The sequence below is a fragment of the Paenibacillus sp. FSL R5-0766 genome (assembly GCF_037971845.1).
Classification (GTDB): Bacteria; Bacillota; Bacilli; order Paenibacillales; family Paenibacillaceae; genus Paenibacillus.
In genome coordinates this window covers 5158280-5172496 of the sequence record NZ_CP150227.1, presented here as the reverse complement: position 1 = coordinate 5172496, position 14217 = coordinate 5158280, and the positions used below count along the sequence as shown (strand labels likewise).

The 14217-nt window shown below is 42.3% G+C and carries 12 protein-coding genes; 9 read left to right on the top strand and 3 right to left on the bottom strand.

What is annotated here, in order from left to right; genetic code table 11:
* Window positions 1–67: 67 nt before the first annotated feature.
* Window positions 68–679, bottom strand: coding sequence for a TetR/AcrR family transcriptional regulator (locus MKY66_RS22365; protein ID WP_076216361.1), 612 nt, complete (start codon window positions 677–679; stop codon window positions 68–70).
* A gap of 400 nt (window positions 680–1079) precedes the next feature.
* Here MKY66_RS22365 and MKY66_RS22360 point away from each other — a divergent pair, with 400 nt between their 5' ends.
* The 5 genes from MKY66_RS22360 to MKY66_RS22340 all read left to right on the top strand — a co-directional run bounded on the left by MKY66_RS22360 (window position 1080) and on the right by MKY66_RS22340 (window position 7238).
* A complete protein-coding gene (locus MKY66_RS22360) occupies window positions 1080–3827 on the top strand; it encodes a P-loop NTPase fold protein (protein ID WP_339805984.1) in 2748 nt (915 codons plus the stop codon).
* Between the two features lie 194 nt (window positions 3828–4021).
* Complete coding sequence (locus MKY66_RS22355; RefSeq protein ID WP_076216363.1) at window positions 4022–4291, top strand: hypothetical protein; 270 nt, start codon at window positions 4022–4024, stop codon at window positions 4289–4291.
* A gap of 199 nt (window positions 4292–4490) precedes the next feature.
* Complete coding sequence (locus MKY66_RS22350; protein ID WP_083657368.1) at window positions 4491–5528, top strand: ROK family protein; 1038 nt, start codon at window positions 4491–4493, stop codon at window positions 5526–5528.
* A gap of 307 nt (window positions 5529–5835) precedes the next feature.
* On the top strand, window positions 5836–7035 hold the full coding sequence (locus MKY66_RS22345; protein WP_051450021.1) for an MFS transporter: 1200 nt from the start codon (window positions 5836–5838) through the stop codon (window positions 7033–7035).
* A 20-nt stretch (window positions 7036–7055) separates the two neighbouring features.
* A complete protein-coding gene (locus tag MKY66_RS22340) occupies window positions 7056–7238 on the top strand; it encodes a hypothetical protein (protein ID WP_076216367.1) in 183 nt (60 codons plus the stop codon).
* 132 nt (window positions 7239–7370) lie between these two features.
* Here MKY66_RS22340 and MKY66_RS22335 read toward each other — a convergent pair whose 3' ends face one another.
* Entirely contained in the window at window positions 7371–7976 is a 606-nt protein-coding gene (locus tag MKY66_RS22335) for a DedA family protein (RefSeq protein WP_036617246.1), read from the bottom strand.
* Between the two features lie 397 nt (window positions 7977–8373).
* Here MKY66_RS22335 and MKY66_RS22330 point away from each other — a divergent pair, with 397 nt between their 5' ends.
* The 4 genes from MKY66_RS22330 to MKY66_RS22315 all read left to right on the top strand — a co-directional run bounded on the left by MKY66_RS22330 (window position 8374) and on the right by MKY66_RS22315 (window position 13340).
* Complete coding sequence (locus MKY66_RS22330) at window positions 8374–8676, top strand: AbrB/MazE/SpoVT family DNA-binding domain-containing protein (RefSeq protein WP_083657369.1); 303 nt, start codon at window positions 8374–8376, stop codon at window positions 8674–8676.
* The gene (locus MKY66_RS22325; protein ID WP_017687002.1) at window positions 8673–9008 is read left to right on the top strand and encodes a type II toxin-antitoxin system PemK/MazF family toxin; all 336 of its coding nucleotides are present in this window, start codon (window positions 8673–8675) and stop codon (window positions 9006–9008) included. The genes MKY66_RS22330 and MKY66_RS22325 overlap by 4 nt, the downstream gene beginning before the upstream one ends.
* Window positions 9009–9307: 299 nt before the next feature.
* On the top strand, window positions 9308–12475 hold the full coding sequence (locus MKY66_RS22320; RefSeq protein ID WP_076216369.1) for a GNAT family N-acetyltransferase: 3168 nt from the start codon (window positions 9308–9310) through the stop codon (window positions 12473–12475).
* Entirely contained in the window at window positions 12462–13340 is an 879-nt protein-coding gene (locus MKY66_RS22315; protein ID WP_076216371.1) for a TatD family hydrolase, read from the top strand. Before MKY66_RS22320 ends, MKY66_RS22315 begins: the two co-directional genes overlap by 14 nt.
* A 253-nt stretch (window positions 13341–13593) precedes the next feature.
* Here the strand turns inward: MKY66_RS22315 and MKY66_RS22310 are convergent, their stop codons facing one another.
* Window positions 13594–14001, bottom strand: a complete 408-nt coding sequence (locus MKY66_RS22310) for a hypothetical protein (protein WP_076216373.1) — start codon at window positions 13999–14001, stop codon at window positions 13594–13596.
* Window positions 14002–14217: the final 216 nt, after the last annotated feature.

Here is a 14217-nt window from a genome sequence, read left to right as displayed (position 1 = left end):
TGCAAACCAAGTGAAGTTGATCTGATCTGCACGCTTTTTCTAACCAGCATAAGTGATGGATGGAGCGTTATTCGTTGAGACTTTTCATGCCGTATAGTCTGTAGACATACAACGCTTCGAATATTTGCTTCCGGCTGTCCTCACTCATATCACGCTTCAATAGATCCAGGTTCATGTCGATCACGTTGTGTGCGAGAATATTCAGCAAGATCAAGTTCTCCTCGGTGCCAATCTCATACCGTTTATATTGGTTCTTGAGATAGGCCTTCTTGGTTTCGATCATCAGTTCAACAAGCTCATTCTTGGCGTTGGTGTAGATGGTGCCTTTATTCTTTTCAAAGATAATCACGATCTGATTCCGGTATTTACGTAGTACATCCACATGTTCCTGCAACAGCGCCGACTTTCGCTCGCTATCCGATTCCTCGAACAAGGTCTGGTTATCAAAGTGAATCGTCTCCACCAGCACATTTTTCAAATAATCCACCAGATCCGGCGGCACGACGGCGTAGAATAATTCTTTCTTGTTTTTGAAATAAGTATAGATATTGCCCACGGAAATATTGATCTCATCCGCGATATCGCTCATCTTGGCATCCACATAGCCTTTTTCAAAAAAGACCTTGAGCGCCGCATATTCAATCTCTTTCCTGACTTCGTCTTTCTTGGCTTGCACCATCGGGAACGACTCCTTAATAGTGAATGGATGATTCGTTATTAGGATAGAGTTGTTTTGAGGTTTTGTCAAATGGATGAAATGAAAGCCACTGTGGTAACAAATATATTTTCAATAGATAGTATTTACTATGATATACTATGCGTGTAATTACGCTTAGATGATTTATTATGCATTTATTTTTACCAATTCCAAAGCGAATACAATTCAAAAATTAATTATGAATGAAGTGGGTGAGCGTTTGAAATCAAATTATTATACATTAAGTAAAGTTTTCATTTTAGGAGTACTTATCTCTGAAGCGAGTTTAATTGTAGGTATGATATTAAAATATTTTTATAACCTTTCCTTGCAAAGTGATAGATTGTATATTTTTTTTAGTGTGATTTTTCTTTACTTGCTTATGGCTGGTTTAAGTGTAAAAAAGGATAATATTCACAGGAAAGTAACATCCATATTCAAGAGTAGACGATTCGATTTATTAATCGTATTTATAGCAGGAGTAATGGCATTGATAATAATAGATGGAATTGGAACTGATTACATTGAAAATGTAATCAAAAAAATAGAATTATTATATTTTCAAACGTCATTAATCATTCCGATAGTATTATTCTTGGCAAACAACATAAAAAAACGCCAAGATAAGAATAAAGAAAAATCAGAAAAAAAATCAGGTTTCTTGAGTGATGTAGAAGTTATTACTCCTGAGGAAGATGCCTTTAATTTTGCCAAATTGGCTGACAAATTTTCTGAAAGAGTTTTCAATTACGGATCATATGAAAGTCTAGTTTTCGGAATTGATGCTCCATGGGGAACTGGAAAATCAACATTTATTAATCTATGTCAAGAGAATTGGAATAAGAAATATGAGGAAAAGGTAATAGTTTACAGGTTTGATGTAATGAAATTTGAAAGTAACGAAAACATATTAAATAAGTTTGTAGATGGACTTATAAAAGTAATAAGAAGTAACCTCTTTGCTCCTGAACTCGAAACAATGTTTTCTAGATATTTGAAACTACTGAATGATTCAAAAACAAATTTCTCAATATTTGGAGTGAGATTTGGTATTCCCTCTGACAACTTATCAATAGAGAAAGCATTTGAAAAGTTAGAGAATTTTCTGAAGGGCTTGGATCAAAAAATAATCATTATTGTAGATGATCTGGATAGGCTTAACTTTTCTAGTGTTAAGGAAGTTTTATTTGTAATAAAAAAATCATTCATTCTTCCCAACATGTCATACATACTTTGTTATGATACCGAGAACATCTCCATTATTGAAAATCAAAAATTAGATGCGGAGAAAACTATTGAGTTCTTAGAAAAATTTATAAACATAAAGTATAGTTTATTCATAGATCCGGCATTACTTTTAAATTACTTCATTGACTACAAAGACAAAGTTACTTCAAGAATTAATCTAAAAAATCCCGATTTAATTTCGGTTGCATCTGAAGGTCTCAAAGATATATTTAACTCAAAAGAGTATGATCGATATGCTCCTTTTGTAGGAAATGCTCGAAAAATTAAAAGATTAGTTAACACCATTTTATTACTAGAAGTTGATAGGGTAGATTTTACTGTAATGGATTTCAATAAGTATGATTTAATTCATCTTATAATAATCTATGTTAACTATCCAAATATTTTTAGGAAGATATACTATACAGAGATTGGTGCAGGTTTTGGTTTTTTCTCAGTTGTTACAAAATATGATGACTATTACCCTGAAGAAGGAGATTCATCAGGTTCGGAGTACAAAAATTCAACAAGGTATACGGAATATGTAGAAAGCTTAAATTCAAATCAAAAATTTATCCTTAGCAAGGTGTTTGATGCAAATGAGAGACTGAAAAAAAATAGGTTTTCTAAGCTCTCAAATGAAGCCAATTTTTCCTATGCTTGTTTTAATAAGCATTATAGAAATTTAAATAGGTATTTGGATCTTATTGTGCATTCAACTATTAAATCTGAAAATGATCATTATAAGTATTATGTTAATTTGAAGAATCAATTACTTAAAGATGAGTCGAATATTTCAGTGGTGCTAGAAAAATATTCATTAGTTGATCCTGCATTCAACAGTAAACAACTATGGAGCATTATTGTGAATGAGTCTTATTACAATTTTTCTCCTGAAAAAGTTAAGGAAATCATAATTTATTTTTTAGAGCTGCTTCCAAAATACTCTATTCTAGAAATTGATTCTATTAGCGAAGGACTTAGAAACTTCTTATTTCCTTACTTTATTGCAAAACTCTTAAATGATGTTGGCTGGTTAAAAGAGAAAGTTGATTTGAAAAGAGAGTTTAGAAAAGATGATCTTAGAATTGCTGAGTGGGTTTTCGGAAAGAATGATTTCACTGAAATAGGCATACTTGATATATTATCAAAGCCTGAACGTGGAGTATTGGGAATTCACGATTTATTGCAATTTAGGGCTAATTGTAATTCTAGAGACAGAGGTAGTTTGTATGGTCTCTCTAGGTCTTTATCTATGTATGAAAATAAAAATAATCCTAATGAAGGTATAGTAAAAGATATAATTATCGCTGAATTGAGAGGAGTTTCACAAGCGATTTTTAAAATTTTCAAGAAACAATATATTAATAAAAGGAAGAATATAATAGAGGGTGTGAGCAATCTATCTGCAAAGGATATTTGTGGAGAAGAGTACAATTATATTAAATCAAGATCTAGTAAAGAAGATTTTGACAACAAAATTATTAGAACTAAGTCAAGTATTATTAATTATATTTTATATCATTTAATATCTAAGGACAATTCAGAAGAAATTGGATGTAGCTTCTATGATGAGTCGGGTTATGAAGATCAAGGTACCATTCACAATAATATTAATAAATATTTATTTGAAGTTTGTTTTAACCCTGAGTTAAATGCCAAAGCTTATGATTACTTTTTATCCCTTCTAGTTGGGTTTAATTCAATGTCTAGAGAGACTGTTCACAAGAATAGCTTTATAGAACTATTAAGCAAAGAAGAGCTTGTGAAATACTGGAAAATAAATAAAGATGATATTCAAAAGATAGAAGTTTCTAAGGAAAATCAAATTTTATTGAATCTATATGGAATGACTTATAATGAACATATTCAAGATATCTATAAGTTATTAAATAAATTGTAATATTAAGGGGAAATTCCTGATTTTTCTCGGGTATGAAATGAAAGACTTTAGTATGCAAAGGAAGAGATGTGACAGTATGTACACACAGATCTTCTGACTGGAATGATTCTTAAATTCTTATATAATGTTACTTCTTTACGTACCACATTCGTCTTCTCAAAGTGTTACTCTCTTTTTATTAAAGGAGTGATGACATGACAAGTACCAACAGCGAAGACTTAACTTTGCAGTACGCACAACTCGTAGAACAGGAAGACGATTATGTAGACCAACTGGTTACATGCAACAAACTCATCCTCGACGCCATGGAAATCATCGCCAAGCGGGCAGGGGTGCTGCATATGGACACGGTGAAACAGGCTGCGTATCACCTACATGCCATGGAACAGGATTTAAACCGAAAGTTATTTAAAGTCCGACTGGAGAAGAGCATCTTGGCAAATCAAATGAGCCAGTCTACATAAAATCACCTTAATTAAAGGACAGTACAGGATCACACAAGATGATCTTGAACTGTCTTTTTGCCTTCCCGTCCAAACGTTTTCCCCTTCCAATTAAGCATTGACTTTCCCTGCAATTCCCCCTACACTTCAATTATTAAAATACTTTTAAAAACATTCATTGAATGATTCGAAATGAACGAAAGGAGGCATATAACTTACCATGTTACCCACATCACACAACACCCAACAGGTGAAGCGCATTAACGTTGAATTGGTGAAGAACACGCTTCGATCCATGGGCGTAGGTACGAAGGCTTCGATTGCGAACCTGACCAAACTTAGCGTGGCGACATGCGGCACGATCCTGAACGAATTGCTCCAAACGGGTGAGATTATTGATCTGGGCCCGGATGAATCGAGTGGGGGGAGACCAGCGAGTCGGTATCAATTCAATGCGGACTACGCCAGTGTGCTGTGCCTAATTATTCGAACAGAGGGCGGTATTCACTCCATTACACATACATATGCCAATCTGAACGGAGAGTTGGCGGACGAACAGACGCTCATTTTGGAAGAAATTAATGTAACGGTGGTAGAGGATCTAATTGCGAACCTGATCGAACAACACCACAATGTGCAGGCGATTGGTATCGGTATACCTGGTGTGGCACACAACGGTATTATTGGCATTTGCGATGTACCGGAGCTGATGTATCAGCCGCTTGGGCCAAGGCTTAAAGAACAGTATGAAGACGTGGAAGTGGTCATTGGCAACGACATGAACCTCACGGTCTATGGATTGTATAACCAGCAACAATTTGAGGAAGAGAAGAACTTTGCGGTGGTGACTTTCCCAGAGAACCATTTTCCGGGTGCAGGATTTATCATTGATGGTCGTCCGCTGACCGGGAATACGCAATTTGGGGGCGAGGTGTCCTTTTTACCTTTTGGCGTGTCACGGGAAGAGCAATTGCGCATGTTGAAAACGACAGAGGGTTTGCAGGAGCTCGTCGTACAGACGCTTGTATCCATCATCGCGATCATTAACCCGGCTACGATTGTGGTCACAGGGGATACGACGGACCCTGCTATGAGGGATGACCTGACGCAAGGTTGTCTGGATCGAATGATTCCACAGGAGCATATGCCTGAGTTGATTATCCAAAGAGACACTCGGCGCGAATATGTGACTGGGCTAGTCGCGGTGACGCTGGAGAGCCTGACCTACCGCATCCAGGTGATTGAGAAGCAATGGTAAAGGAAAAAGGAGCTTTTACGAGTATTCTATTTCTAGGAATAAAGCTTAACCATGTTTCCTAGTTCAAATGTACAAATCATTGACACGATAACGGAGAGGGCAGAACCAATCTGAAGAACGCCTTTATCACTGTATTTTCACCTTTAGGAACAATTCAAAAAAATACAGGGATAACAGCGGTCGGAAGATGGTACTGCAATCGTAGTTATAACGGGCAATCATTTTTCTGAACACAATGGAGGAACTTATTTTGAATCAGCAAGCAGGTACGCAAGGGAACAAACGAAAGTTCAACAAGCTGTACGCCATGCAACTGGCAACAATCTTTCTGGGATTTATCGTATTTGGAATATCGGAAAATATTAAGGGGCCGGCCATTCCGCGAATTCAATTCGACTTCAATTTGGATGAGAAACAGCTAGGGACGTTATTGTCCCTGAATGCATTAGGGTACCTGATCGCCTGCTCCTTCACGGCTATTCTGGTTCGCAAATGGGGCATTAAGGCAGTTAGCATCATATCGTTTGCATCGATGATCCTATCAGGTGTGTTCATTTATGTGTCTCATACCTATCCACTCTTTGCTTCATCATACTTCTTCATGTACATCGGTAACGGTATGCTGGAGATTGCTTTGGCGATTCTGGGTGCGCGGATTTTTGTAAAAAACACAGGCACGATGATGAACCTGTCCCATTTCTTCTATGGGCTGAGTTCAACGGTAGCACCTTTGCTGGCGACGGGTGTCATGTCATTGAAGGTGTTTGGACACGAACTGGACTGGCGCGGTATGTATCTGGTGATGTTATCACTCTGTCTGCTGCCGATCATTGCGGCGCTGCGCAGCAAATTCCCGGGGGATGATCTTGCTCATGAAGATCGGACATCACTGAAGACGTTAACACGTGATCCAGCCCTATGGCTGATGGTGCTTATTCTTTCTTTTGGCGTGGTATCGGAACTGGCGGTTGGGGGTTGGCTGGTTAATTTCCTGGAAAAAGCCTACACGTGGGACACGGTCAAAGCCTCCGGGTTATTATCTGCGTTCTTCCTCACGTTCTCGCTGGGACGCTTGCTGCTTGGACCATTGACGGACCGGATCGGATTTGTATTGTCACTGATTCTGTTCTCGGCGTTCTCGGGAGTATGTACGTTCGTGGCGCTTGCAGGGGGGGAGCGTCTTGCAATTTTCTTTGCGATATCTGGTGCAGGTATTGCGATGATCTATCCAACAGTTATGGCATTTATCGCACGCAGATATCCGAACGGCAGTGACACCGCGATTACGTTCACGGTTACCTTGATGGGGGTTGGTAGTGTCATCGGTAACTATGTGATTGGCTGGGTGATTGAAGGTGTGAAGAATCTGTACGGTTCAACGACTCAGTTGGGGCTGCTGCGCGGACTTCAGGCGGGATATGGATTCATTGGTTTATGTGCTGTGATCTGTGCGGCATCTGGCGTAGTGTTGTATGTGTATTTGAAAAGAAGGCAGGAACTGATATAGGAATATTGGGAGGGTGAAATATGTCAAATGGCGTAATGATTGTTCCACCACCGGTAGGCGCAGAGCATTCCATAGAGCTTGAAATGAAAAGGATACGTGAGGCATACAGGGGCGACCTCGGTACGGTAGGTTACGAAAAACATATAAATAAAGTAAATCAAGACTTTAAGTCTATGATGGCTAAAAAAGGAATCCGCATATAGTGGATTCTTCTTTTTTCCCTAAACAAAAGCCCCGCTGATTCTCACGATCGGCGGGGCTTTACATGTATTCTGACCAGTCAATGAGTAACAATCACCTCTGACTTCCCATCTCTTTTCCTTACTTAAACAAATCTATGACTTGTTCAAAGCCGTTCTTCTTTTCCAACGTTTCAAAAGCACGTAAAATCCAAAAGCACCTAAGAAAATAACCGCTGCCGGAACGATATAAGGTTTAACAATCTCATCCACATGCTCCCATTGAGAGCCTAGTTTGAAGCCTAAGTAGATGTACAATGAGGTGATCGGAAGCATGGCCAAGAATGTAAAGATACTGAATTTAAACACATTCATCTTCGCCATTCCACATGGGATCGAGATGACTGTCCGAATACCGGGTACAAAACGTCCATAGAATGCTACCCCGCTGCCATACTTCTCGAAGAACTTATCGGAAGCGTCCAGATGGTGGGGGCGAATCAAGAAATACTTGCCGAATTTTTCGACCATCGGCCTGCCGCCATATCGTCCCAGGGCATACAACGTCAGAGGTCCAAACGTTCCACCTACGGTACCAGCGAGTATAGCCAGCCAAAGCTTCATATCCCCAAGATACACCCAATATCCAGCCATGGGCAGCACAAGTTCAGCAGGTACGAATTCAAACGACAAGGCAATAACGAGACCTGCGTATGACAAATCTTTAAAAAAGAGTATAAATTGCGTGATCCATTCTGTCATGCTTTCCCTCCATGAATCTATCTTTTTTTATATATAAAAGAAACACTCCTGTACAAAGAGTAACAATAGCGAATAGAGCTTGTCAAAGTTCACATGAAAGGCCTTTTCAGGTCACACTGCGGCAATATGTTTACCCGTACATAAGGCATGGATTCATTGACACTTCATACAGAAGTGGATACCAGCTGTTTTTCATTGTTGGGGATGATCTGACTGGGAAACCTCGTTTCGACCAAATGAGGTTTTTTTATATGCTTCTTATTTTGCTTTATACCAATGGTATATCTATTCATAATCATAGGCTGTACAATCATTATTTTATGGTTGAATACAATGTATCCTTTTATTGTTTCATGTATATCATATAGATATACAACTGTAGGGAGGTGAGGTATAATTGGAGCATCAACCAAACGAAAGGCGTGGGATTGCCATGACTACAGCCACACTTAGCAAATGGGGAAATAGCAGTGCAATTCGCATTCCTAACCAATTGCTTAAGCGTCTTAATCTGGAAGAAGGCTCGGAAATCGAGATTTTGGTGACAGAAGATAATGAATTGTTGTTGCGTCCAAAAACCAAGCCTGTAGAGTCCAATGAGGAACTACGTAACCATCTAAAGACTTTGCTCTCTAAAGTGAAACAGGATACAAGACATGAAGAAATAGACTTTGGTACCGAAGGGAAAGAGTTACTTTGATTATTCCCAAACGAGGCGATCTGATATGGCTTGACTTTGATCCTCAAGCGGGTCACGAGCAAGCCGGGAGACGACCGGCTATTGTTCTATCGGAACTTGAATTCAATGAAATAACGGGTTTTGCCGTTGTATGTCCCATAACGAGCCAAGCCAAGGATTATCCTTTTGAAGTTACACTACCAGAAGAGCTACCATTTTCAGGTGTTGTTTTGACGGATCAGTTGAAGAGTCTTGATGTGCGGCAACGACGTATCCAAATTGCGGGGCATGCCGAACCAACCTCTGAATTTATGAAATCAGTTCTACGCAATGTCCGTTCTATATTGGCATAATTGAAAATTAGTAGCTGATCATATTCCTAAATCCACGTCTAACTAAAAGACGTGGATTTTTTCTTTCATGCCTAAATAGATTCGTCCATCCTTGACGCTTCTAACAAGAGCTTCCGAAAGGCACATATAAGTTGGAAAGAAAGATTTTTAATTCTCTGAAAATGTTTCCAATTATAGTATGATAAGACTATCACTAGCTTCTTCAAACATGGCCTGTATTATCTCTGCGGCTATCGGGCAAAGGCCATATTGAAAGTTCACAAAGACCATCTTATAGATAAAGATAAGGAGATCCAAATATGACCGTAACTTCGATTATCGACCAGATCCATATTATTGAATACGATCCCTCTTACGCTGCCGCACTTGCGGATATGTGGAACCGCAGTAACGAAAGCTGGGGAGGTGGCACCAACCTTAGGACGGAGGAAACCGTTCGCCGGGAGATGGAGAGTTCGTCCAATCTTTATGTGTTTCTAGCTGTTCATGAGAAAGAGGTTGTTGGCTTCTGCAGTTTTGCTCATTACCGCTATGACGAGAGAGCGCTATATGTACCGCTGCTTAATGTACGCCCCGACTATCACGGTTACAAGGTCGGACGTAATCTGATCCTGAATGCTGTGCGCAAGACCGTGGAGGCCGGATGGCCCCGCCTGGATCTGTTCACATGGGCAGGCAACACGAAGGCTGTACCGATGTACAAGAAATGTGGATTCTTCTGGGAGAAAAAAGATGAACATGTGCATCTGATGAATTTCATCCCTACCATTTTGCAGACCGAAGCAATCGCTCCTTATTTTGAGGAGTTGGATTGGTATGCAGACAGCACGCGTGAACTCGTAATCGAGCCGGATGGCCGACGGGAGCGCGGTTTTGATTTCTTTGACTACACGTGGAAAAAGGGAGATGTCTTCCTGCGGGCTGCATTTGAAAAGTCGGGTCGCGGGCTGACTGCCCTCGAAACACCGGATTACGAGATCTCAACAGAGGTCGACGATCATGATCTGGTATTCGGTTCCAGCTATAAGGTTCGCTATCGCATCAAGAACACTTCTGCGTCCGAACTGGCGGTTGAGATCAAGGGTGAGGATAACAAAAACATTCGATTTGCGCTGGACGTTGCACGAGCAGTGGCTCCGGGAGAAACCATCATCGTGGAAGGTGAGTTTCACCTTGATCCAATTACAGAGGAACAGAATAACAATAAGACCCATCCCGTGGTTGCCAGCACATGGTTGATCGGTGGTAAGAAAGCGGAGTTCAGGTTGGGTATCGCCCCGAAATTCCCGGCCAAGATCAAGACCATCTTGCCTGTGAAGGAGCTCTATCCAGGCATCCCGGCTGAGTTGGTTCTGAACGTGGAAAATAATGTGGATGCCGAAACGGAGTTCAGCTTGGACCTGCCAGAGGATGAATTCCTGGAATGGACGGAGCGTTCGGTGGTCTTTACGGTGCCTGCCAAAGGCAAAATGTCTGTGCCAGTGCCTTTCACCTTGCGTTCATATGGTCTCTATTCCCAAGAAGTAGAAGTGACGGCTGTCCCAGTAGGGAACCATGCGATCTCTTTTACAAGCAAAATTTCTGTACTGATGAAGGGAATCGAAGGGAAATATGGCGGGCAGATTGAGGATCAATGGGTGGCTGTTAACGGCGCATTCTCGCTCCATATGAACAAGCATGATAATGTCATGTGGATTGAATATCCCGGTTCCCGTCATTCATTCTGGTGGACTTATCCGAAGCTGGGTAAGCCGTTTGCCGAAGAGTTATCCAAGAAACAAGCAAAAGAAGTGAATATTTATGCCGAAGGGGAACGTCAGGTTCTTGAAGCACTGTATGACTCGGAGGATTTCCCTGGCTTGCAGATTAAATCTGTGGTCAAGCTGTCTGCGAATGGAATCGCCGAATTCCACCATGAGGTTGAAAATACACGAGATACCGCCTGGGAAGAAGAGCTGTTTCTGATGAATAACTTTGGTTTCTACGGAAACCAGCTAATTTTACCGTATCAAGGCCGTTTTGTGGATATGGGGGATTCTTACGCTGGTGATCCGAGCCATTGGGACAGCGCCCAAATCACGGAGAACTGGCTGTTCTGTAAGGAGGAGTATGGTGCCAGCGGTATCTATTGGGACCCTTCTCTGAAGTTGCTTCGCCCGGAATACACGCTGGGGTTTCAGCATGAGCTTGGCCGTATTCCTGCAGGAGCCGTTGTGCGGACAAAAGCAACTGTATATGCTTTGAACACGTTTGCCAAATGGTCGGATTTCCGTGCTTTTGCGCGGAAGCAGCGTAACCCGGTCATTCCGTTGCTGGACAGTCATCTGGATCTGACACTGAGTGAGGGGAATCCATTTGCCCCGGATGTGCTGCAAGCAACGTTGACTGAACACAAACTGGTTTCGCTTGCGGGCAAGCTGGAGCTGTATGTACAGCAGGGTGGCAAACCGGAGGTTATGGCCAATGCGAAGGAATTCAATCCGGAGCAGAATCTAAACTCTGCCAAGCTGACATTTTCACCAGACGAAGCGGACCGAGACCAACACGTGAGTGGTTGGAAAGTTCGTGGGCTATACCGGGGCGAAGATCGGATTCAGGAGCGAACTGCCCTTTGGTTCCCGCAGAGCGGAACAGAGGTGAAGCAGAAGATTGAAGAAGGTTCATCTGGACCTTTGTACACCGTAGACAATGGAGTGTTGTCGATCGCCGTTGCTCCTGAATTCGGGAGTGTAGTACACTCCCTGAAATATGCAGGAGAAGAATGGCTGGATAGCTCATACCCTGAACCGGCTCCACGCTCGTGGTGGAATCCGTGGTACGGCGGGCTGGGTGTGGGGGTTCCAGGCATGAATGGTTTCAGCCGCCAGTTGGAACAGAGAGCCGCTTCCTGGACAGAGCAGAAGGATCAATACGGCAACGTTTGGAAGGGTATTAAGCTGACCACCCGGATTGAAAAGCATGAAGCGAATCGGGGAATCACGATCCACCAGCATTATCTGATGCTCCCGGGTGTTCCTGTGCTATGTACGCTGCTTGCCGTGACCAACGAAAGCGGCCTGACGCTGACGGATTACTCGCTTGCGGAGGAACGTTTCCTCCAGCCATCATCTGTATTTGCGGAAGGTTGGATAGAGCAACCGGGTAAAGATCGATTCCCGCTCGGCAAGGTGGATGTGGGCCTGCCACTTGAAGACCTTTTGCGGGTAGGATCGGTTTCGCGTGAAAACATGCTGCATGCGGTCCAGCGTTACCCGAATCAGAGTGCGTGGGGGTTTGCCAATAATCAGGTGACGGGTCTGAACGTGAATCATCATCTGACTCTCCAACAGGGAGAAACGGTCTGGACGGAGCCGACATATCTGGTTCTGGGACCAATCCCGCTGAGTTCAGCGGATGTGCATGACCTTCTCAAACTGAATTTTGCAACTTCTACCGATGAAAAGGAGGCTTCACATGCCGATCATTGATATTCATATTCATCTGTCGGACATCGACAGCTTTCACCGAACAGCGATCGATCTATCGAAAGTGGATTACTCTGCCGCTGGTCTTAAAGCGGAGTTTGATAAGAACGACGTCATTCTGGGTATCGGAATGGGGGTTACGGAGCAGACGAAGGGCGCGTTCCCGGATTCCAGTTCCCCTAACCCGATGGGACTTGACCTAGAAGAGAAAGTTCCGTCATTCCTCATGGAATGTGTGGGGATCAATCCCAATGCGCTAGACGGTAAACACGCGCAGGACGAGCTTGACCGGATTGAAGCTAGACTGCAATCCCCGGAGGTAGCCGGAATCAAACTCTATGCCGGATACTATCATCACTATGTGTATGACAAAATCTATACTCCGGTCTATGAACTCGCAGCCAAGTACAACCTGCCTGTCGTGATTCATACGGGTGACACGTACTCCATGAATGGATTGCTCAAGTATTCGCATCCACTGACGGTGGATGAATTAGCCTTGCAGCAGCGCGGTGTGAACTTTATGATCTGTCATCTGGGTGATCCCTGGGTGATGGATGCAGCTGAAGTGGTGGCGAAGAATCCTAACGTGTACGCGGATTTGTCCGGTCTTGTGGTGGGGGATCGGCCTCATTTTGAACGGTTCATGAACGAACCTTTGTTCATGGATCATTTCCGCCGGGCCTTGGTCTATTCGGATCATTACGAGAAAATGCTGTTTGGCACCGACTGGCCGCTTGCGCAAATCGATCTGTATGCCGAATTTGTCCGCCGACTTGTACCGGAACAGCATCATGATAAAGTGTTCTACGAGAATGCCTTTGGGCTGTTTCCACGTATTGGACAGCGGATTGCCGATCTGGGTTAAGTATGCAATTTGATTTCAACACGGAATTCGCGGTTATATAAGCTTTTATCATAAAATGTACCCTATGGAGCAGACACGTATTAGTCTCTCTGTAGGGTATTTTTTTGTATGCCTGTCGAGGTAGCTTACAACGAGTATAACGAAATGAAGTACAACATGTGAACGGAAAACAATGCGATCCAGCTTATACGTACTAACAGAAAAAAGCCTGACGACATCGTCAGGCCCTTTTGGAATTAACCCTTCGGTTTAACTACGGCATCATTGACAGGGTATCCTTTCGTTTCAGATACATCTTGCTTGGACGATGCAAAAGCACGATGAGCAGGGCGAAGAGATGAATCAGGGTGAACAGGTTACTCTCATTCGGAATGGCAACGAATAGCGCCAGACTCAGAAACGTCACGGTGAGCTTGAACTTTCTTTTGGTGATGAATATAACAGCGAGCAGGCTGGGACCGATGATAAACAACATTCTGGCTAAGATTACGCCAGAGGCGTAAGCCAGATCATCTCCTTTGCGTGAGAAACCCAGATAGGCCTCCATGTTCTGGTTGAAGTCAATGAGGAACACGATAAAGGACACAATTACGTAGATCAGTTTTACACTTAATAAAATGCGCACGACATTTAATAGCGTGGGTAATGCTGTTTTTGCCATATCACTTCTCCTATTCGACATTTAATAAAGTAGGCATTTTCGGATTCAATGGTAGCCCCTCTTCCTGCACGATATGTATTTCATATATTATACGATGTTGATGTCATATTTTGTATTAACCCAAAGTCTTCATTTTCCAATCGTTTGCAGTGGCCTTTGACCTAGAATAACTGGGGAAACAGCTTACAGATTATTTGATATCGACCGATATAAAGT

Bases quoted from the DNA above. Each gene is read 5' to 3' on its own strand.
- MKY66_RS22320 (WP_076216369.1), top strand. From the start codon at position 9,308: ATGACCGTAACTTCGATTATCGACCAGATCCATATTATTGAATACGAT.
- MKY66_RS22340 (WP_076216367.1), top strand. From the start codon at position 7,056: ATGTCAAATGGCGTAATGATTGTTCCACCACCGGTAGGCGCAGAGCAT.
- MKY66_RS22345 (WP_051450021.1), top strand. From the start codon at position 5,836: ATGCAACTGGCAACAATCTTTCTGGGATTTATCGTATTTGGAATATCG.
- MKY66_RS22360 (WP_339805984.1), top strand. From the start codon at position 1,080: ATGGCTGGTTTAAGTGTAAAAAAGGATAATATTCACAGGAAAGTAACA.
- MKY66_RS22365 (WP_076216361.1), bottom strand. From the start codon at position 679: ATGGTGCAAGCCAAGAAAGACGAAGTCAGGAAAGAGATTGAATATGCG.
- MKY66_RS22350 (WP_083657368.1), top strand. From the start codon at position 4,491: ATGTTACCCACATCACACAACACCCAACAGGTGAAGCGCATTAACGTT.
- MKY66_RS22315 (WP_076216371.1), top strand. From the start codon at position 12,462: ATGCCGATCATTGATATTCATATTCATCTGTCGGACATCGACAGCTTT.
- MKY66_RS22355 (WP_076216363.1), top strand. From the start codon at position 4,022: ATGACAAGTACCAACAGCGAAGACTTAACTTTGCAGTACGCACAACTC.
- MKY66_RS22310 (WP_076216373.1), bottom strand. From the start codon at position 14,001: ATGGCAAAAACAGCATTACCCACGCTATTAAATGTCGTGCGCATTTTA.
- MKY66_RS22335 (WP_036617246.1), bottom strand. From the start codon at position 7,976: ATGACAGAATGGATCACGCAATTTATACTCTTTTTTAAAGATTTGTCA.